Consider the following 20,567-nt stretch of genomic DNA (forward strand, 5'->3'; position numbering starts at 1 on the left):
ACCAGAGAGGCCGCGAAAGCCGTCGGTCTGGAGAACTTCGGATGGGATTTGACGGTAGCGGCAAGAATAGCAACAGGGCGGCAGGTGGCACTCGAAGACATTTCTCAACAGCTTCCGGTTTGACAGGAATAAATACCGGAGCGACGTGCCGCGGCACGAGCCGCCAAGTCAATAAAAACGCCTTTATTTTCAGTAGTTTATAATAAGTCAAAGTCTAAATCGCGCAGAGGTTGAGAGCGCTGTGGGTCACCCACGAAGTGCCGGACCGCACTGTGCGTGACCGCTTGACGCGCGAGTCCGCCATGAGGCGGCAATGCTCGCCGGCGTGCGGAGCTATGATGACCGGTTCAGTGGGGACGGCGACTGCCGGAATGATCGCGCGCAACACCTCTCCCCGCCGGGAAGAGGCAAGCAAAACCAGATCATGCCGCAGAGATTACTCTGCCGAAGCCTTGGCGTGGCGCTCGGAGGATTCCAGCGCGGCCGCGCTCAGGCTGCGCCGGCGCCAGATGCTGCCGACGACCAGCACGACGACGACGCCGAGAGCTGCGCAGAGATATTCGCCGCCTCCGCCGCCATGGGCGAATTGGGGCGGGATGCGAAGTGCGCCGAGCATGCTGTCCAGCGAGGCACCGAGCGGGCCGTCGAACAGCGTGTGCAGCTTCGGCGCGATGCCGGGATCGGTCGCGATCACCTCGCCCGAGATCCAGCCGAGCAGCGCTGCACCCGCCCAGACCAGGACCGGCAGCTTTGCGAGCAGCGCCATGATCAGCGCCGCACCGGCGACGATCAGCGGCACGCTGATGGCGAGACCGAGGATCAGCAGCGGCACGCTGCCATTGGCGGCGGCGGCCACCGCAATGACGTTGTCGAGACTCATGACGATGTCGGCGACGACGACGATCTGCACCGCTTGCCACAGATGCGAGGCGGACTCGACGCCGTCCTCGTCCTCGTTCTCCGGCACCAGGAGCTTCGCCGCGATCACGATCAGCGCGAGACCGCCGACGAGCTTGAGATACGGTAGCTCCATCAGGCTCGCGACGATGCCGGTGAAGATGATCCGCAGCAGCACGGCTGCGCCGGCGCCGAAGATCATGCCCCACAGCCGGTGCCGCGGCTTGAGGCCGCGGCAGGCGAGCGCGATCACCAGCGCGTTGTCGCCGGAGAGCAGGATGTTGATCCAGATGATCTTGGCGACCGCAACCCAGAAGGTCGGTTCGGCCATCTCGTTGCGAAACTGGGTGAAGAATGCCCCGATCGTTGCGGGATCGAAGATCTGCCAGAGCCAGTTCACAATACGTCCTTTCGCCCCGTCGATATTAACCTATCGGCTGATCAGCCGACGATCTCGTTGCCCGAGAAGAACTGCGCGATTTCGATCGCAGCGGTCTCCGGCGCATCCGAGCCGTGAGCGGAATTCTCGCCGATCGACTTTGCGTAGAGCTTGCGGATGGTGCCGTCGGCGGCCTTGGACGGATCGGTCGCACCCATCGCGTCGCGGTACTTGGCAATGGCGCCCTCGGCTTCCAGCACCTGGACCACCACGGGGCCCGAGGTCATGAACTCGACGAGCTCGCCGAAGAACGGGCGCGCCTTGTGCACGGCATAGAAGGTCTCGGCCTGTTCCTTGGTCATGCGGATGCGCTTCTGCGCGACGATGCGCAGGCCCGCCTTCTCGATCACGGCATTGACCGCACCGGTCAGGTTACGCGCGGTCGCATCGGGCTTGATGATCGAGAAAGTGCGTTCGATGGCCATAATCTTGTCCTTGAGAAGAAAGCGGTGGTTCGGAGTTGCCGGGCTTATATCGGCGCCATCGCCGGACGGCAAGCGACCGCAAAAACGGCCTCACAGGCGCTTCGCCGCAGGGCCCGCCCCGGATTCCAGCATGGATTACAACGATTTCATCCAGATGAACCCAATCTGAAACCCCCGTCAGGGTTCGGTTCAGCTTCGCCGGCGTAAGGTCGGGCCTATCGAAACCGAAGGCCCGATCATCAGGCAGACCGTTTCGGCGGCCTTTCCATCGACGCGATAGCCCCGCGCCGGCAGTCTTTAGGAGATCACCATGTTGAGGAAACTTTCGCTTGCCGCTGTCGCCGCGGTTGCGCTGGGTGCCGCGCTGGCGCCGACCTCCGCCTCCGCTCACTGGCATGGCGGCTGGGGCTGGCACGGCGGCGGCGGTGGCTGGCATCACGGCTGGGGTGGACCGCGCTTCTATGCCGGCGGCCCCGTCTCCTACGGTTATGGCGGCTGCTACGCGCGCCGGCTGGTCCCGACCCCCTGGGGACCCCGCTGGCGGCTGATCAACCGCTGCTACTGAGCCCGACAGCACCTTCCTGAGGTACCTAGGCCCCCCAGGTACCTTCCAAGCGAAGCCCCGGCGTTCCCCTGCGCCGGGGCTTTGTATTTCGGCGGATATTGCCCGGCTTCATGCAATTTTTACTAGAGTGCCGGGCAATGTCCGCGAGCGGCGAAACCATTTGGGGGGCCAAGGACTTGGTAACGTGTCATCACCTTGAGAAGACGGAACCCCACAATGGCTGGCCTTTTTGCCAATGACAGCGAACAGATCGACCGGCGCACCAGCCGCTCGATCTGCGATGCGGTGGGCGAACGGCTTCAGCAGAGCCTGCGCCCCGAACCACGGCTCCCGACGCATCTCGAACAGCTCCTCGACGAGTTGAAGCAGCGCGACCGCGATTCGCACTGACGTGAGGCTCACGCAAAAACGGGTTGCGTTCGACGCGCCTTGCGGTGACAAGGCCGCATGCTTGCTATCACCGACCTCTCCATCCGCCTTGCCGGACGCCTTCTGATTGACCAGAGTTCCGTGCAGATCACGCCCGGCGCGCGCGTCGGCATGGTCGGGCGCAACGGCACCGGCAAGTCGACCCTGTTCAAGGTGATCCGCGGCGAGCTGGCGGCCGAGCACGGCACGGTCACCCTGCCGCCACGCTGGCGCGTCGGCAGCCTCGCGCAGGAGGCCCCGAACGGCCCCGAAAGCCTGATCTCCGTCGTGCTCAAGGCCGACCTCGAACGCGACGCGCTGCTTCACGAAGCGGAGAGCGCGACCGACCCGCACCGGATCGCCGAGATCCAGACCCGCCTCGTCGACATCGACGCCCATTCGGCGCCGAGCCGCGCGGCCGCGATCCTCTCCGGCCTCGGCTTCTCCGCCACCGACCAGCTCCGCCCCTGCGCCGAATTCTCCGGCGGCTGGCGCATGCGCGTCGCGCTCGCCGCCACGCTGTTCGCCGCCCCTGACCTCCTGCTGCTCGACGAGCCCACCAACTATCTCGACCTCGAAGGCACGCTGTGGCTCGAGGATCACCTTGCGCATTATCCGCGCACGGTGATCGTGATCAGCCATGACCGCGACCTGCTGGAAAGCTCGGTCGACCAGATCCTGCATCTGGAGCGCGGCAAGCTCACGCTCTACAAAGGCACCTATTCCTCCTTCGAGGAGCAACGGGCCATGCGCGAGCTGCTCGATGCCAAGGCGGTGAAGCGCCAGGAGGCCGAGCGCGCGCGGCTGCAGGCCTTCGTCGACCGCTTCAAGGCCAAGGCCTCGAAAGCGCGCCAGGCGCAATCTCGCGTAAAAATGCTGGAGCGGCTGAAGCCGATCACGGCGCTGGTCACCCAGGACGTGCGCGAAATCAGCTTTCCCGCGCCGGAGAAAATCCTGTCGCCGCCGATCATCGCCGCCGACAACGTCGTGGTCGGCTACGATCCGAACACGCCCGTGCTTAACCGCGTCACCTTGCGCGTCGACAATGACGACCGCATCGCGCTCCTTGGTTCCAACGGCAACGGCAAGTCGACGCTGGTGAAACTGCTCGCGGGCCGCCTCGCACCGTTCTCGGGCAAGGTGACGCGTGCCGACAAGCTCTCGATTGCCTATTTCGCCCAGCACCAGCTCGACGAATTGAACGAGGATGCCTCGACCTACGACCACGTCCGCAAGCTTATGGGTGAAGCGCCCGAGGCCAAGGTGCGCGCACGCGCCGGCGCCATCGGATTCTCCGGCAAGGCGGCCGATACCAAGGTCGGGAAATTGTCTGGCGGCGAGAAGGCGCGCTTGCTGCTGGGGCTGGCGACCTTCTTCGGCCCCAACATGATCATTCTGGACGAGCCGACCAACCATCTCGACATCGACAGCCGCGCTGCGCTTGCGGAGGCGATCAACGAATTCCCCGGCGCCGTCATCATGGTTTCGCACGACCGCTATCTGATTGAGTCCTGCGCCGACCAACTCTGGATCGTCGCCGACCGGACCGTGACCAATTACGACGGCGACCTCGACGAGTATCGCCGCCTGGTGCTGTCGGCGCGCAATGGCGAGCCCGTCCCGCGCGAGCGTAGCGCCGCGAGCGAGAAGCCGCAGCGCCCGAGATCGGACAATCGTGGCTCGCTGAAGAAGCGCATCGCGGAAGCCGAGAGCGAGATCGCCCGCGTCAGCGAGATCATCACCAAGATCGACACCGCGCTCGCCCTGCCCGACATCTTCACCCGGGATCCCAAGCAGGCCGCGCAACTGTCGAAGGCGCGCGCCAACGCCGCCGACGCGCTGGCGCGCGCGGAGGAACTGTGGCTGGAGGCGAGCACGCAGTTCGACGAGGCGGCGGGCTAGACTCAAAATCTGAAAAACAACCCCATGCACAGTACGGGTAATAAATTACCTGCATGCAAGCCGCTGAGCAGTTGGCCCTTTACTCAATCGGCATACTGCCCCGCTGCCTTGATGATCGGCGCCCAGCGGTCGACTTCGCTGGTCAGCATCGCCCCGAGCGCCTCCGGCGTCGCCTTGTCCTGAGGGACCGGCTCGGTGTTGATGTCGTTGAACCGGGCGATCAACGCGGGATCCCTGAGCGCGGCCTGGAGCACCGCCGTCAGCTTCTGAACGACCGCGGGCGGCGTGCCCTTAGGGGCATAGAGGCCATGCCAGACGCCGAGCTCGAACCCCTTGAGGCCGGCCTCGTCGGCGGTCGGCAGATCGGGCAGGCTCTTCAGCCGCTCTTTTGTGGTGACAGCGTAGGCCTTGACCTGCTTGGCCGTGATCGGCCCGGTCGTGTTCGTCGCCTGGTCGCAGGTGAGATCGATCTGCTTGCCGAGCAGATCGTTCATGATCGGCCCATTGCCCTTGTAGGGCACCGTGGTGAGCTGCTTCTGGATCGCCGTCATGAACAGCATGCCGCACAGATGCGATGCCGCACCTAACCCGGCATTGGCGTAAGTCAGCTTGTCGCCCTGCTGCTGGGCGTAGACGACCAGTTCCTTGAGCGTGTCGGCCGGGAAGTCCGGACGCGCGATGATGGTCATCGGCGCATTGGTCACGAGCCCGATCGGCGCAAAGGCCGTCTTCGTGTCGTAGCTCAGGTTGCGATACAGCGTGGCCGCGGTCGAAATGCCGACATGATGGACCAGCAGCGTGTAGCCGTCCGGCTGGGCGCGCGCGGCGCGCGTCGTGCCGATCGTGCCGCCGGCGCCCGTCGCGTTCTCGACGATGATCTGCTGCCCGAGGGATTTCGCCATGCTTGCTGCGGTCAGACGCGCGATGGTGTCCGTCGGTCCACCCGCGGCGTACGGCACCAGCACGGTGATGGGCCTGGACGGATAGTCCTGGGCGACCGCCGCGCCGAGCGACAGAAGCAGAGCCGACACGATCGTGATGAAACGCATGTTCCCTCCAAGATTCTTTATCGCGCCATAAAAGCGCATCCCCGGCCGCACGGCCATCAGGAAAGCGACCTCTGCAAAAGTGTCGCAATCACGATGATCCGCGCCGAGAATGGCGACGTCGCCGGCGAGACGAATGGTGGGCAGGCGTGATACAGCTCCTCTGGAGCAAAATGGGATCTACCGCTCCCGCATGATCTCCTGTCGGTAGCGCTGAAGCGGAGACAACAGGTAGCTCAAAATGGTGCGCGAGCCGGTCCTGATCTCCACCGTCACGGCCATTCCCGGTGACAGGCTGACGAGGCGATCGTCCACCTGCATTTGCGTACGATCGAGCGAGATGCGTGCGCTGTAGCTCAGCTCCTGCCCGTTAGGCTCGCTGCTGTCGCGCGGCGTCCCGAGCGCGCGGTCGCTTCCCGGCGGACGGTCGCGGATGATGGCGTCCTGCGAGACGCTCAGCACCCGTCCCTCCAGCAGGCCGTAGCGGGTGAAGTTGAAGGTGTCGATCTTGACGGCGGCATCCTGCCCGGCCTCGACGAAGCCGATGTCGCGGTTGGAGATCATCGCCTCGACCTCGAGCCGCGTATCCGATGGCACGATCACCAGCAGCGATTGCGCGGGCGTGACCACGCCGCCCACGGTGTGGACCGCAAGCTGCTGCACGACGCCGTCGACCGGCGAGGTCAGCTGCTGCAGCCGGGTCCGCTGCTGCGCCTTGATCAGATCGCGCGCGACGCCATTGGCTTTCTGCTCGCTCTTGGCGAGTTCGTCGGACAGGCTCTTGCGATACTCAGCCACGGCCTGGGTGCGGGTCTCCCGGATCGCGGCGACGGCCGCCTCGGCTTCCTTCAGATGGCTGCTCTGGACGCGAAGCTCCTCCTGCTGCTCGATCAGAAGCTGAAGGGTCTCGTAATAGGTCAGCTTCGAGCCGATTTCCTTCTCCATCAGAATCTTGCGGATATCGACGCGCTGCTGGGTGACGGGGAGCAACGCATCCAGCTTGTGGATCGTCGCCGCAATGGTCTGATGCTCGGCCTCCTTCTGCGCCTGCTGGCGCGCAAGCGACGCCAATTTGGCGCGATGCTCGCTGACCTGATTGGCAAGAAGCTGCCGCTGTGTCGCGACCAGCGAGGGATCGGCATCCGCAGGCGGGACGAGATCGGTGGAGGCATCTTCGCCGCTTGCCAATGCGGCGCGGAGACGCGCCATATTGAGCCGTTCGGCCATGAGATCGTCATGCAGGTGATCGCGCTCCGCGGCATTCACGGTCGGATCGAGCTCGATCAGCACGTCGCCCGATTTGACCGCCTGCCCGTCCTGTACGTGGATGGCGCGCACCACCCCGGTCTCGAACGGCTGGACCACCTTGCTTCGCCCGCTCGACACCACCTTCCCGGTTGCGGACGCCACGATGTCGATCGTGCCCCATGCCGACCACGCGAGTGCCGCGCAGACAAGGAGCATCAGGGCGATCGCGATGGCCCGGCCGATCGGTGACGGTGGTGCCTCGGCAATCTCCAGCGCCGCGGGCAGGAAGGCGATCTCTTCAGTGCGCCGCCCCTTCGCTTTCCGGAAGGGAACGACGGTCTGCTCCGGCCGCGGGGCCGGCGCCGCGCTAGCCAACCTCATAGATCCCTCCCTGGAGACGATGCAGGGCCGCGTATCGGCCGCCGGTCTTGATCAACGCGTCATGCGTGCCGTCCTCGACCAGACGGCCGCGCTCGAGCGTGAAGATGCGATCGGCGCCGCGGACGGTGGACAGCCGATGCGCGATGATCAGAACGGTGCGGCCCCTGGCGATCTCCTTCATGTTCTCATGGATGATCCGCTCGCTTTCATAGTCGAGCGCGCTGGTCGCTTCATCGAAGATCAGGATGCGGGGATTGGTCACCAATGCGCGGGCGATCGCGATGCGCTGGCGCTGCCCGCCCGAGAGCGTCGAGCCGCGCTCGCCGACGACAGTGTCGTAGCCTTCGGGAAGCTCCAGAATAAACTCATGCGCGCCAGCAAGTTTTGCTGCGTCCATGACGCGGTCCATTGGCAGGGTCGGATCGGCCAGCGCGATGTTGTCGCGCACCGAGCGGTTGAACAGCATGTTGTCCTGGAGCACCACGCCGATCTGGCGGCGGAGCCAGGCCGGATCGGTCATCACCAGATCCATTCCGTCGATCAGCACGCGGCCGCCTTGCGGAACGTAGAGCCGCTGCACCAGCTTGGCGAACGTGCTCTTGCCCGAGCCCGACGATCCGACGATGCCGACGGTTTGCCCGGCCGGAACATCGAACGAGACGTCATGCAGGATTTCCGGCCCATCGAGCCGGTAGCGGAACGACACGTGCTCGAACCGGATATTGCCCCGGATCGGCGGCAGCCCCGCACGCGCCGCCGAATAAGCCGGCTCTGCCGCGCTGTTGAGGATGTCGCCAAGCCGCGCGATCGAGAGCCGCGCCTGATGAAAATCCTGCCAGACCTGTGCCAGCCGCAGCACGGGCGCCGAAACGCGCCCCGCAAAAATGTTGAAGGCTACGAGCTCGCCGACGGTCAATGCATCGCCGATCACGAGGCGCGCGCCGACATAGAGAATGGCGGCGGTCACGACCTTGCTGACGAACTGGACGAGTTGGCTTGCGGTGTTGCCGAGGCTGGTGACGCCGAAGCTCGCCGAGACATAGCCGGCGAGCTGCTCTTCCCAGCGGCGTTGCATCTGCGGCTCGACCGCCATCGCCTTCAGCGTCTCGATGCCGCTGACGCTCTCGACCAGAAAAGCCTGGTTCTCGGCGCCGCGGCGGAATTTCTCGTCCAGCCTGCGGCGAAACAGCGGCGTCGCCACCGCCGAGATCGCGATGTAGAACGGGAACGATGCCAGCACGATGCAGCTCATCAACGGCGAATAGGCGAACATCACCGCCAGGAATACCGAGGTGAAGAACAGGTCGATGAGCAGCGTCAGCGACGAGCTGGTGATGAAGTTGCGGATGTTCTCGAGCTCGCGAACCCGCGCCACGGAATCGCCGACACGCCGCGCCTGAAACCATGCCATCGGCAATGCCAGAAGGTGATGGAACAACCGCGCCCCCAGCTCCACGTCGATGCGGTTGGTCGTATGCGCAAACAGATAATTACGCAGGATACCCAGCACCGTGTCGAACAGCGAGACGACGACGAGACCGATGACGAGCACGTCGAGCGTGGACAGCGAGCGGTGGACCAGCACCTTGTCGATCACGACCTGGAAGAACAGCGGTGAGACCAGCGCGAAGAACTGCAGAAAGAACGAGGCGGCCAGCACCTCGCCGAACAGCCGCCGGTATTTGCCGATCGCGCCGATGAACCAGGTGATATCGAAATGGCGCCCGAGGTCGGAGAGCCCGGCGCGCCGGGCCATCAGGATCAGTCCGCCGTCCCAGATCGCGCACAGCTCGTCGCGCTCCATCAGCACCGGGCGCTGGGCCTGCGGCGATTGCACCAGCACCTTGTCAGCGGAGGCCTTTGCGATGACCATGAAGCTGCCGTCGCGCAGCACTGCGATCGCCGGCAGCGGGCTGCCCGACAGACGACTCCACTGCGTTCGATAGGTTCGTGCCTTGAGGCCGAGAGATTTGGCGCAGCGGATGATCTCCGCTGCGCCAAAGATAGCCGTTCCGGTCCGGTGCCTGAGCTGGTCGCGGTCGGCCGCAACACCCTGCAAATGCAGCAGGGTGAGCAGCGCGTCCAACCCCGTATCGGTCGAGACCGCGTTCGTGGTCATGGGCGTTCTCCGGGCCGGAGCCTAGTGTCAGGCGTGCTGCGGCGGTGCGAGGGTCTGGCTCTGCGCCGCGTGTGGATCGGGCAACGGCATCTCGCCGTGACCGTCACCTGCCGGAACGAGGTTTGCCGCCATGGCCTGGTTGAGCAGCATCGCGGCCGCCATCGCCCCGCCCCCGTTGATGACGACGTTGTTGCCGGGGCCACCGTCGAGGACGTCCTGTCCGCCGCCACCGATCAGCACGTCGTCACCCGCCCCGCCCGCGAGCGTGTCGTTGCCGGGGCTGCCGATCAGGACGTCATCGCCATTGCCGCCATTGGCGACGAGCTGGATGCCGCCGTGCAGACCGGAGGCCGTGATGACGTCGTCGCCATCGAGGCCGTTGATCACGATCCTGTCACCTGTGCCGGCATCGGTGATGTTGATGTCCTGGCCAAGCCCCGACACCGTAATGATGCCGTCGTGCTCGGTCACCGTGATGACGTCGCTGCCGCTGGTTCCGTTGATCGTCACCGTATCCGCGGCGCCGTCATTGGCGCCGAGGTCGAGGTTGACCTGATTCACGCCGGTCCCGGAGAGGTCGCCGACCGTGATGTTGTCGGCACCACCGAGGGCGTTGAAGTTGATATGCTCGACGCCGTTGAGGTCCATCGCGATGGCAGCAACATCGCGGGTGAACAGCACCCGGCCGCCATTGGCCGAGATGTTGATGTTCTCGTTGATGTTGGCGCCGTTGAACAGCAGCGTATCGGTACCCTTGCCGCCTTCGACAATGTCGCTGCCGTCGCCGGGATTCCAGACGAAGGTATCATCGCCAGCGCCGAGAAGAGCGACGTCGTTGCCGCGGCCGCCGTTCACAATGTCATTGCCGGCACTGCCGGTGATGGTGTCGTTGCCGTCACCGCCGTTGATGTTGAGGCTGAACGGCTGCCCCGCCTTGATGGACGAGGCATTGATGACGTCGTTACCGCCTCCGCCGTTGACGGTCAGGACGTCACCGGCATCGGCGTGAGCGATGGTCACCTGCGCCGCAAGGCCGTTGACAACGATCGATCCGCCAGCGGTCGTGACCGAGATGTTGTCATCGCCTGCGGTGCCGTTCACGGTCACACGATCTGCCGCACCGTCACCACTCTGGCTGCCGGGGCCGGCACTGAGGTCGATCGCCACCTGCGTGACGCCGGTGCCGGAGAGATCGTTGACGGTGATGTTGTCGGCGCCGCCGGCGGCAGCGATCTGCACATGCTCTACGTCGTTGAGATCCATGGTGATGGCACCGACGTCGCGGGTGAGAAGCGCGCGGCCGCCATTCGCCGAGATCGACATGTTCTCCGCGACATTGGAGCCGTTGAACACCAGCGTATCCGTTCCCGCGCCACCTTCGACGGTGTCGCTACCGTCACCGGGATTCCACGTGAAGAGGTCGTCGCCTGCGCCGAGAAGAGCGACGTCGTTGCCGCTGCCACCGGTGACCTTATCGTTTCCGTCGCCGCCGATCAGGGTGTCGGCGCCCTGACTGCCGGTGATGGTATCGTTGCCCGCGCCGCCGTCGATGGTCAGCCCAATCGCCGCAGCAAGTAGCGATGCATCGATGACGTCGTTGCCGCCGAGCGCCTGGATCACCAGCCGGTCGTTGGCAGCTTCCGCATTCGCGATCGTCACGACTTCGGGCAGGCCCGTCACCGTCACGGTCGTCCCGTTGGACGTGACCTCGATGTGCTGGCCGCCGTTAGTGCCGTTGACGGTCACCGTGTCGGCCGCGCCGTCGCCTTGCGTGCCGCCGGGAACGGCTCCGAGATCGACCAGCACCTGCTTGACGCCGGTCCCGGAGAGATCGCCGACGGTGATGTTGTCGGCGCCGCCGCGTGCATCGAATTCGATCTGCTCGATGCTGTTGAGGTCCATCGTGATGTTGGCGACGTCGCGGGTGAAGCGCACCCGGCCGCCATTGGCCGAGATGTTGATGGTCTCGTTGATGTTGGCGCCGTTGAACAGCAGCTTGTCGTTGCCCGATCCGCCTTCGACCGTGTCGCTGCCGTCGCCGGGATTCCAGATGAAGGTGTCGTCGCCCGTCCCTAGTTGCGCGACGTCGTTGCCGCGCCCGCCATTGACGATGTCGTCGCCGCTGCCGCCGATCAGGAGGTCATTGCCGTCGCCGCCGGTGATCCTGTCGTTGCCGGCGCCGCCATCGAGCGTCAGCGAGATCAGGCTGGCGAGTCCATTGCTTGCGGTGATGACGTCGTCGCCGCCGCCGGCGTGCAGCACGAGATTCTCCGTCGTGCCGATGTCGAGCGAAAATGGCGCGGCGCCTGTCCCATCGAATCGCACGCGCGTGCCGTTCGCCGTGATCGTGAACGTCTCCGGGTCATTGCTTCCGTTGACCTGCGCGGTGTCGTTGCCGTCACCGCCCTCGAACAGGTTGGTGCCGCCCCCCGGATTCCAGATCATGAGGTCGTTGCCCGCTTCGCCGAACAACTGGTTGTCGCCGCTGCCGCCGTCCAGCGTGTCGTTGCCCGCGCCGCCGAACAGCAGATCGTTGCCGCCGCCGCCCTTGATCGTATCGTCGCCGGCCTGCCCAAACAGCAAATCGGCACCTGAGCCGCCCGTGATCCTGTCATTGCCGTCGCCGCCGAAAATGTGCACCGCGGGCATTGGGCCGTTGGATTCGTTAACGGTGATCGTGTCGTCGCCGCCCTGACCGAAGATGTCGATCTCATTGGTGTTGGCCACGGTGGGATCGCCACCGATCGTCTTCACCTGCCCGTTATTGATGAGAATGCGGCCCGACTTGTCGCGGCTGATCACGACGCCGTTATTGGCGCTGTCGCCGAAAATGGTGAGCTGGCCCGTAACCGGGGAGAAAACAGAGGTAGTAGACATCCAAATATTCCTTCGATCGATCTAGCCCCTCCCCTCGATGCGTAGCAGTGGTGCGGATGTCTTACTTGAAGCACTGCTTTAGACACGCGTGATTATTCTGGAGATTTCCTCCAGTTTTCCTCCGGGCTGGTTTCGACAGCGGATGCAAACGCTCTCACATCACGAATTGCCGATCACTTATAACGGCAGCGTGACTTTCGAAGGCGCGCGCGAGTCCCACCAACACATTGATGCGCGCGCAGAAGCCACAGCTCGAAGCGACGACGCATTCGTTTTGATGAGATGGCGAATTCGATCGGTGCTCTCGTGCGCCGGACACAGCGCAGCACGATAGTGGTGCGCTGCTGAGCCGGGGCTCATGATCGAGAGAGACTGGATCGAGAGAGACTTGATCGAGAGAGACCTGGTCCCGGCTCTGCGCAGCAGCCCATAGCGCGTCGAAGACGCGCGTGAACGCGCTGATGGCGCTGCAGCGCGTCCGGGACGCGAGAGTTCGCCTTACGCCGACTTCTTCTTCGGCTTCGGCTTGGTCGCCTTCGGCATGACAGGCGCTTCCGGCGTGCCCTCGATCGAGGACAGACGGCCGGACGTGAAGGTGTAGATGCCTGCGCGCGGACCGGTGCTCCAGGTGACCACGGCAACGCGCCGACCGGCGGCATCACTGGAGAGATTGACGGTCGAGGGCGCCCCGATGCCGCGCACCACATCGCATTCGGTGTGACCGAGCGCGACCGTGCCGCCCATGGGCGCCGGCGCCGTCGTCGAAGCATTGGCGTCAGCCGGCCCAGGGGGCGGCGTCATGCCGGGACAGGCGCCGTCGGCGCTGACCAGATCCTCGGCCGTCACGGGCTTGTCGGGGGTCAGTGGTGGCGATTCGATTGAGATGCTCTTGATGAACAGGCGGCTCGGCGTGTTGAACCACTGGGCATCCTTGGACAACAGGTCGGTCCCCGAGCAGCCCGCGAGCAGCGGTGCTACGGCAGCCAACGCAACTATGAGCGAGCTGGGAAGCTTTTGATGTCGCACGATAAACTAAATTCCCCGCATGAAGGACCGGCCCTAAGCGATTGTCCCAACATCACTTTGCGGCACGAAGGTGACAAAAGCCAGCATCGCCCGAAAAGTGCAAATTATCATTAATTGCAGACGACCGCTAATTCCGGCGCTGCCAACGGCCCCGTTCGTCGGCCTGCCAATAGGTGACATCAAATCCCCGCGCCTTGCAATCCGTCCAGGCGCTCCGGGCAAACGCCAGCGCATCCGGATCGTCGCCGTTGAACAGCAGCACCATGCGTTCATAGCCCTGCGCGTCCTGCGGCAGCGCGGCGTTGTCGACCAGGAAGCGGACATTGGCGCCGTTGGGATTGTCCTCCTCGATCGCCAGCACGATCGGCTGATCGGCGGCATCGTTCACGCGCCATGTCGCGTGCGGCAAGAAGGAATCGTCGCGGTAGGTCCATAGGTGCGCGTCGAGCGCGTCGGCGCGCTCCGGCGAGGTCGACTGCACCACGACGCGCCAGCCGCGCTCGAGCGATTTCTCGAGAAGCGGCGGCAACACGTTCTCCACCGTCATGTTTTGCAGATGGTAGAAAAGGACTTCGGTCATCTCAGATCATTTGCGCTCGTAGTGGTCGGCGACCAGACGGTCGAGCAAACGCACACCGTAACCGCTTCCCCAGCTCTGGTTGATATCGGTCTTCGGCGCGCCCATCGCGGTGCCGGCGATGTCGAGATGCGCCCAGGGCGTGCCGTCGACGAAGCGCTGGAGGAACTGCGCCGCGGTGATCGAGCCGCCATGGCGGCCGCCGGTGTTCTTCATGTCGGCGAACTGGGAATCGATCAGCTTGTCGTATTCGGGGCCGAGCGGCATGCGCCAGACTTTCTCTCCGCTCTCGATGCCGGCCGCGAGCAGACGGTCGGCGAGCTCGTCATTGTTGGAGAACATGCCGGCATGCTCGGTGCCGAGCGCGACCATGATCGCGCCGGTCAGCGTCGCCAGATCCACCATGAATTTCGGCTTGGTCTTTTTCGCGACGTACCAGAGCACGTCCGCCAGCACGAGGCGGCCTTCGGCGTCGGTGTTGATGATCTCGATGGTCTGGCCCGACATCGAAGTGACGATGTCACCCGGCCGCTGCGCATTGCCGTCGGGCATGTTCTCGACGAGGCCAATGGCGCCGACCACGTTGGCCTTGGCCTTGCGCGCGGCGAGCGCGTGCATCAGGCCGACGACGCAGGCGGCACCGCCCATGTCGCCCTTCATGTCCTCCATGCTGCCGGCCGGCTTGATCGAGATGCCGCCGGTGTCGAAGCAGACACCCTTGCCGACGAAGGCGACCGGTGCCTCGCCCTTCTTGCCGCCGTCCCAGCGCATGATCACGGTGCGGCTCGGCCGCGACGAACCCTGGCCGACACCGAGCAGCGCGCCCATGCCGAGCTTGTCCATCGCCCTGACGTCGAGCACCTCGACCTTGACGCCGAGCTTGCGGAGCAGGCCTGCGCGGCGCGCGAACTCCTCGGGGAAAAGCACGTTCGGCGGCTCGTTGACGAGGTCGCGCGCGATGATCACGCCGTCGACGACATGGCCGGCCGAGGCAAACGCCTTCTTCGCCGCGGTGGCATCGCCGACCGCAAGCGAGACGTCGGCGCGCAAGCCGCCCTCCTCGCCGTCTTTCTTTTTCGTCTTGTAGCGATCGAACTTGTAGGCGCGCAGCCGCAGGCCCGAGGCGATCGCAACCGCCTGCTCGCTGGTCATGGCGCCATCAGGAAGTTCCGCGATGATGGTCATGGCAGCGGCCGCGGCCGAAAGCTTGCTCGCCGCCACGCCGCCGAATTTGAGGAAGTCGTTCGCCTTCAGGCTCGCCGCCTTGCCGGCGCCGATCACGACCAGGCGGGTGGCCTTCACCCCCTCCGGCGCCAGGATGTCCAGCGCGGCGCCGCTTTTGCCCTTGAAGCCGGCGGCGGAGGCCGCCCGCTTGACCAGCTCAGTGGCGCCACCGAGTGCCTTGGCCGTCGCCGGACCGAGCTTCAGAGTGTCGTCGCAGAACACGACCAGAATGCCACGGGCGGCAGCAGACAGCGGGACAAAGCCGACCTTGATGGCATCGGACATGGGTAACTCCTTCAAAACATCGGGCTTTTCGTCGCTGGGCGGACCCGGCCACGGGCCGGAGCTGAACGACGATTCACTGGACTTTCCCCACTATGGGCCACCGGCGCGGTGGCTGCCAAGCACCCCCGTGGCCGCCGGGCCACAACGAGGGAAATATTAACCATATATTGACGGCGCCACGGGGCAGCCATTTTGTTGATGGATCAAAGGGATGGTAGTGAGAGAGTAAGCCGGTGGAAGAGGTGGTTGGCCGACCTTGGGGATCTCCTGATCGGGGATTGGTTGGGCAGCCGAACTTCCGGCCTGCATTGGGGCGCTGGTGGGGATTCGTGCGGTAGCGCATGGGGTCAATCGATAGGTATATCTTCCGCACGACGCTGGCGTCGTTTGCGCTGGTCCTGGTCAGCCTCACCGGCGTGATCTGGATTACGCAGGCGTTGCGCGGCATCGACCTGATGACGAGCCAGGGTCAGACCATCCTGACCTTCCTCGGCATCACCAGCCTCGTCGTGCCGGCACTGGTCCTGATCATCTCGCCGATCGCGCTGATGATCGCGATCTCGCACACGCTGAACAAGCTCGCGACCGATTCGGAGATCATCGTGATGAATGCCGCCGGCTTCTCGCCGTTCCGGCTGTTCTATCCGTTCTTCTACGCCACCTGTGTCGTGGCGCTGCTGGTCGCCTTCATCGCGGCCTATCTCGCCCCCGACGGCATGCGGCGGATCAAGCAGTGGGACGCCGAGATCACCGCCGACGTGCTCACCAACATCCTCCAGCCCGGCCGCTTCGCCCAACTCGACAAGAACCTCACGATCCGGATCCGCGAACGCCAGCCCGGCGGCATCCTCGCCGGGATCTTCATCGACGATCGCCGTGATCCTAACGAGCGCGTCTCGATCGTCGCCGAGCATGGCGAGGTCGTGAAGAACGACAACGGCTCGTTCCTGGTGCTCAAGGACGGCAATCTCCAGCGCTTCGAGGCCGGCAAGCGCGATCCCGCGCTGGTGGCGTTCGGCCGCTACGGCTTCGACATGTCGAAATTCTCGGGCCAAGGTCACGACGTCACCCTCGGCATCCGCGAGCGCTATCTCTGGGAGCTGTTCTCCCCGTCCGAGGACGATCCGGTCTACAAGCAGATTCCCGGCCAGTTCCGCTCGGCTCTGCACGACAGCCTGCTGGCGCCGATCTATCCCTTCGCCTTTGCCGTGCTGACCTTCGCCTTCCTCGGCGCGCCGCGCACCACGCGCCAAAGCCGCAACTTCTCGATCGGCGGCTCCGTGATCGCCGTGTTCGGCCTGCGCATGGCGGGATTCGCCTGCTCGGTGATGGCGGTGAAGTCGCCTGGCCCAGTGCTGTTCCAATACGCGATGGTCCTGGGCGCCATCGGTGTCGGGCTGTGGTTGATCATCGGCGGCATCGTGGTCGAGCCGCCGCCCCGCCTCATGGAGGCCATCAACAGGTCGAACGCGCGCATCGCGCGGCTGTTCGGGCGGCCGGCCGCCGCATGAGCATGCTCACCAACACCCTCGGGCGCTATTTCGCCGGACGCTTCGTCGTCGCGGCGCTCGGCGTGTTCGCGGGCATCTTCCTGCTGCTGGTGCTGGTCGACTACATCGAGATGGTGCGCAAGACCTCAGGGCTCGCATCCGCCTCCGCGATCATGGTGGCCGAGACCTCGCTGTTCCGGGTCCCGCAATTGCTGGAGAAGCTGACGCCGTTCTGCATGCTGATCGGCGCCATGACCTGCTATCTCGCCCTCTCCCGCCGGCTCGAGCTCGTGGTCGCGCGCGCCGCCGGAATCTCCGCGTGGCAATTCATCTCGCCGGCTCTCGGCAGCGCGCTCCTGATCGGGGTGATCGCCACCGTCGCCTACAATCCGATGTCGGCGAACCTGCGCGAGCTGTCCAAGCGCATGGAAGCCGAGCTGTTCGGCTCGGCCCCCGGCGGCGGCATCCAGGACGCCTCCGGCTTCTGGCTCAACCAGGTCACCAATGACGGCCAGGTCATCATCAACGCGGCGCGCAGCGAGCAGCAGGGCGTCCGGTTGACCGGCCTGACCCTGTTCCGATTCGATACGGACTGGCATTTCAAGGAGCGGATCGAGGCGCGCGAGGCGGCGCTGGAGTCCGGTCACTGGCTGTTCAAATCGGTGCGCCGCTTCTCGCTGGATTCGCCGCCGATCGACCAGGCGACGTTGGAGATTCCGACGACGCTGACCGAAGCCCAGATCCGCAACAGCTTTTCCACACCCGAGACTGTGTCCTTTTGGCAACTACCGAGCTACATCCGCTCCTCGGAGAGCTCGGGCTTCGCGACAGCCGGCTATCGACTCCAGTATCACAAGCTCCTGGCACAGCCGTTTTTGCTGGCCGCCATGGTGATGCTGGCGGCTTCCGTGTCGTTGCGTTTCTTCCGGATGGGCGGCGTGCAGAAGATGGTTTTGAGTGGCGTGGGCGCAGGCTTTCTGCTCTACGTTTTGTCGAAAGTGACTGAAGACTTGAGCAAGGCTGAGTTGATGCATCCGATCGCTGCGGCGTGGTTGCCCGCGGTGGTGGGCGGCCTCACCGGCTTTTTGGCCTTGTTGTATCAGGAGGACGGTTAGTGACTGCCGTCCATCGAGGGCTCGTGTCTTGTTTGACGCAGCGTACTGTGGTGCGCGCGAACGGATACGGCTTGTCCATTCGCAGGCTCCTGCTGGCCGTCGCCGCCGTGGCGTCGCTCGGCGGGCTGATGGACGTTGCGGCCGTGACGCCGGCCTCCGCTCAGAGCTTCACCTACAATCCGCTGCCGCCGCGTGCGAAGCCGCCGAAGGTCGCCAACGACAACCAGATGCTGGTTCAGGCGACCGAGGTCGACTACGACTACAACAATTCGCGCGTCTCCGCGGTCGGTAACGTCCAGCTGTTCTACAACGGCACGAGCGTCGAGGCCGACAAGGTCATCTACGACCAGAAGACCAAGCGGCTGCATGCCGAAGGCAACGTCCGCATGACGGATGCCGACGGCAAGATCACCTATGCCGAGATCCTGGATCTCTCCGACGACTACCGCGACGGTTTCGTCGATTCGCTGCGCGTGGACACCGCCGACCAGACCCGCATGGCGGCGAGCCGCGCCGACCGCTCCAGCGGCAACTACACGGTGTTCGAGAACGGCGTCTACACGGCCTGCGCGCCGTGTAAGGACGATCCGAAGAAGCCGCCGCTGTGGCAGGTCAAGGGTGCGCGCATCATCCACGACCAGCAGGAGAAGATGCTGTATTTCGAGACGGCACAGCTCGAATTCTTCGGCGTGCCGATCGCCTACATGCCCTATTTCTCGACGCCCGACCCGACCGTGAAGCGCAAGACCGGCTTCCTGATGCCGGGCTTCACGTCGAACACGCCGTTCGGCTACGGTGTCGAAGTTCCGTTCTACTGGGCGATCGCGCCCGATATGGACATGACCTTCAGCCCGCGCATCACCTCCAGGCAGGGCGTGCTGTTCCAGGCCGAGTACCGCCAGCGCCTGATGGACGGCGCCTACCAGATCCGAGTCTACGGCATCGACCAACTCGACCCCGGCGCACTCGCCGGCCAGCCCGGCGACCGCCAGTTCCGCGGCGCCGTCGACACCAAGGGTCAGTTCGCGCTGAACGACAAGTGGGTCTGGGGCTGGGACGGCGTCGTCATGTCCGACTACTACTTCTTCTCGGACTACCGCTTGTCGCAATACCGCGATCCGCTGGGCTCGTTCCTGTATCTGCCGACCGACGCATTGTCGCAGCTCTATCTGACCGGCGTCGGCAATCGCAGCTTCTTCGATGCGCGCACGATGTACTGGCTGAGCTACTCGGGCAACCAGAGCCAGGTGCCGATCGTCTATCCCGTGATCGACTATTCGAACGTGCTCAACTATCCGGTGTTCGGCGGCGAGTTCAGCTACAAGACCAACTTCACCAACCTGTCGCGTGACACGGCGGTGTTCGATCCGATCACCACGCTCGCCAATACCGCCAGCCTGTGCACGACGACGTCGGCCGATCCGCTCGCGCGCACGCCGTCGCAGTGCTTGCTGCGCGGCGTCCCCGGCACCTACACCCGCCTCACGGCGGAAGCGCAGTGGCGCAAGTCCTACACCGACCCGTTCGGCGAGATCTGGACACCGATCGCCAGCCTCCGCGCCGACGCGATCAACGCCTCGATCTCCAACCAGCCGGGCGTGTCGAACTACCTGCCGGTCGGCGACACCCAGGCGTTCCGCCTGATGCCGACCGTCGGCCTCGAATACCGCTATCCCTTCATCAACGTTCAGCCCTGGGGCTCGACCACCATCGAGCCGATCGCGCAGGTCATCATCCGGCCGAACGAGCCCTATGCCGGCAAGTTCCCGAACGAGGACGCCCAGAGCATGGTGTTCGACACCTCGAACCTGTTCAGCGTCGACAAGTTCTCCGGTTACGACCGCGTCGAGGGCGGCGGCCGCGCCAATGTCGGCGTGCAGTCCACCACGCAGTTCGACAAGGGCGGCGCCGTCAAGGTGCTGTTCGGCCAGTCCTACCAGCTGTTCGGCCTGAACTCCTACACGGTTCAGGACACCATCAACACCGGCCTTGATTCCGGCCTCGACAAGCCGCGCTCGGATTACGTGGCGAGCGCCAGCTACTCGCCCAACAGCACCTACACGTTCAGCGTCCGCTCCCGCATGGACGAGCAGACCTGGAACGTGCAGCGCTTCGAGGCGGAAGGCCGCGCCAACTTCAATCGCTGGTCGGTCAGCATGATGTACGGCAATTACGCCGAGCAGCCGGAGCTCGGCTATCTGACGCGGCGCGAGGGCATCCTGACCTCGGGCTCGATCAAGGTCGCGGCCAATTGGGTGGTGACCGGCTCGGCGCGCTGGGACCTCGAGGCCAACAAGATCAACCAGTATGTGCTCGGAGCGGGCTATGTCGACGATTGCTTCGTGCTCGGCGTGAACTATGTAACTTCGTATAGTTACTCTGCGGGCACGGCGCCGCCCGTACTGAACCACGCGTTCATGTTCCAGATCGGCCTGCGCACGCTGGCGACCTCGACCGGGTCCAGCTCGTCCGCCGGCTACCAATGAACCGTCTGAAATGACGGCCGGGCTCTCCCGAGAGCGAGCTCATCCCGGCTGACATGC

15 protein-coding genes are annotated in these 20,567 nt (G+C 64.6%); 6 read left to right on the forward strand and 9 right to left on the reverse strand.

Annotated features, from left to right (window positions below):
• Positions 1-436: 436 nt before the first annotated feature.
• Entirely contained in the window at positions 437-1,297 is an 861-nt protein-coding gene (locus tag AB7531_RS25495) for a TerC family protein (protein ID WP_063983672.1), read from the reverse strand.
• A gap of 41 nt (positions 1,298-1,338) precedes the next feature.
• On the reverse strand, positions 1,339-1,761 hold the full coding sequence (ndk, locus tag AB7531_RS25500; RefSeq protein ID WP_027535388.1) for a nucleoside-diphosphate kinase: 423 nt from the start codon (positions 1,759-1,761) through the stop codon (positions 1,339-1,341).
• A 310-nt stretch (positions 1,762-2,071) separates the two neighbouring features.
• Between ndk and AB7531_RS25505 the strand changes: the two genes are divergently transcribed.
• The 3 genes from AB7531_RS25505 (at position 2,072) to AB7531_RS25515 (ending at position 4,636) form a co-directional block, all read left to right on the forward strand.
• Complete coding sequence (locus AB7531_RS25505) at positions 2,072-2,326, forward strand: hypothetical protein (protein ID WP_038931848.1); 255 nt, start codon at positions 2,072-2,074, stop codon at positions 2,324-2,326.
• A gap of 216 nt (positions 2,327-2,542) precedes the next feature.
• Positions 2,543-2,716, forward strand: a complete 174-nt coding sequence (locus AB7531_RS25510; RefSeq protein ID WP_166096073.1) for a hypothetical protein — start codon at positions 2,543-2,545, stop codon at positions 2,714-2,716.
• Between the two features lie 57 nt (positions 2,717-2,773).
• The gene (locus AB7531_RS25515; RefSeq protein ID WP_063983674.1) at positions 2,774-4,636 is read left to right on the forward strand and encodes an ABC-F family ATP-binding cassette domain-containing protein; all 1,863 of its coding nucleotides are present in this window, start codon (positions 2,774-2,776) and stop codon (positions 4,634-4,636) included.
• Positions 4,637-4,719: 83 nt separating this feature from the next.
• Here the strand turns inward: AB7531_RS25515 and AB7531_RS25520 are convergent, their stop codons facing one another.
• From AB7531_RS25520 to AB7531_RS25550, 7 genes are all read right to left on the reverse strand, one after another.
• Complete coding sequence (locus AB7531_RS25520; RefSeq protein ID WP_063986418.1) at positions 4,720-5,685, reverse strand: tripartite tricarboxylate transporter substrate-binding protein; 966 nt, start codon at positions 5,683-5,685, stop codon at positions 4,720-4,722.
• A gap of 177 nt (positions 5,686-5,862) precedes the next feature.
• Positions 5,863-7,311 carry an HlyD family type I secretion periplasmic adaptor subunit gene (locus AB7531_RS25525; RefSeq protein ID WP_063983675.1) on the reverse strand — a complete coding sequence of 483 codons (1,449 nt, stop codon included), beginning with the start codon at positions 7,309-7,311 and terminating at the stop codon, positions 5,863-5,865.
• The gene (locus AB7531_RS25530) at positions 7,298-9,430 is read right to left on the reverse strand and encodes a type I secretion system permease/ATPase (RefSeq protein ID WP_231144892.1); all 2,133 of its coding nucleotides are present in this window, start codon (positions 9,428-9,430) and stop codon (positions 7,298-7,300) included. Before AB7531_RS25530 ends, AB7531_RS25525 begins: the two co-directional genes overlap by 14 nt.
• Before the next feature lie 27 nt (positions 9,431-9,457).
• Positions 9,458-12,307, reverse strand: coding sequence for a beta strand repeat-containing protein (locus AB7531_RS25535; RefSeq protein ID WP_063983677.1), 2,850 nt, complete (start codon positions 12,305-12,307; stop codon positions 9,458-9,460).
• Positions 12,308-12,805: 498 nt separating this feature from the next.
• Positions 12,806-13,294, reverse strand: a complete 489-nt coding sequence (locus AB7531_RS25540; protein WP_028147753.1) for a hypothetical protein — start codon at positions 13,292-13,294, stop codon at positions 12,806-12,808.
• Positions 13,295-13,460: 166 nt separating this feature from the next.
• On the reverse strand, positions 13,461-13,913 hold the full coding sequence (locus AB7531_RS25545) for a DNA polymerase III subunit chi (protein ID WP_014495779.1): 453 nt from the start codon (positions 13,911-13,913) through the stop codon (positions 13,461-13,463).
• A gap of 6 nt (positions 13,914-13,919) precedes the next feature.
• Positions 13,920-15,419, reverse strand: coding sequence for a leucyl aminopeptidase (locus tag AB7531_RS25550; RefSeq protein WP_063983678.1), 1,500 nt, complete (start codon positions 15,417-15,419; stop codon positions 13,920-13,922).
• A gap of 341 nt (positions 15,420-15,760) precedes the next feature.
• Between AB7531_RS25550 and lptF the strand changes: the two genes are divergently transcribed.
• Genes lptF through AB7531_RS25565 form a run of 3 tightly spaced genes read left to right on the forward strand, consistent with a single transcriptional unit; the run spans position 15,761 to position 20,510 of the window.
• Positions 15,761-16,930: an LPS export ABC transporter permease LptF gene (gene lptF / locus AB7531_RS25555; protein WP_063983679.1), complete on the forward strand. Its 1,170-nt coding sequence runs from the start codon at positions 15,761-15,763 to the stop codon at positions 16,928-16,930.
• Complete coding sequence (gene lptG / locus AB7531_RS25560) at positions 16,927-18,024, forward strand: LPS export ABC transporter permease LptG (RefSeq protein WP_063983680.1); 1,098 nt, start codon at positions 16,927-16,929, stop codon at positions 18,022-18,024. The genes lptF and lptG overlap by 4 nt, the downstream gene beginning before the upstream one ends.
• Positions 18,024-20,510: an LPS-assembly protein LptD gene (locus AB7531_RS25565; protein WP_441280154.1), complete on the forward strand. Its 2,487-nt coding sequence runs from the start codon at positions 18,024-18,026 to the stop codon at positions 20,508-20,510. The genes lptG and AB7531_RS25565 overlap by 1 nt, the downstream gene beginning before the upstream one ends.
• Positions 20,511-20,567 lie beyond the last annotated feature (57 nt).

It is taken from the genome of Bradyrhizobium sp. 63_E2_N1_3 (genome assembly GCF_052076005.1).
In the GTDB taxonomy this organism is placed as follows: Bacteria; Pseudomonadota; Alphaproteobacteria; order Rhizobiales; family Xanthobacteraceae; genus Bradyrhizobium; species Bradyrhizobium barranii.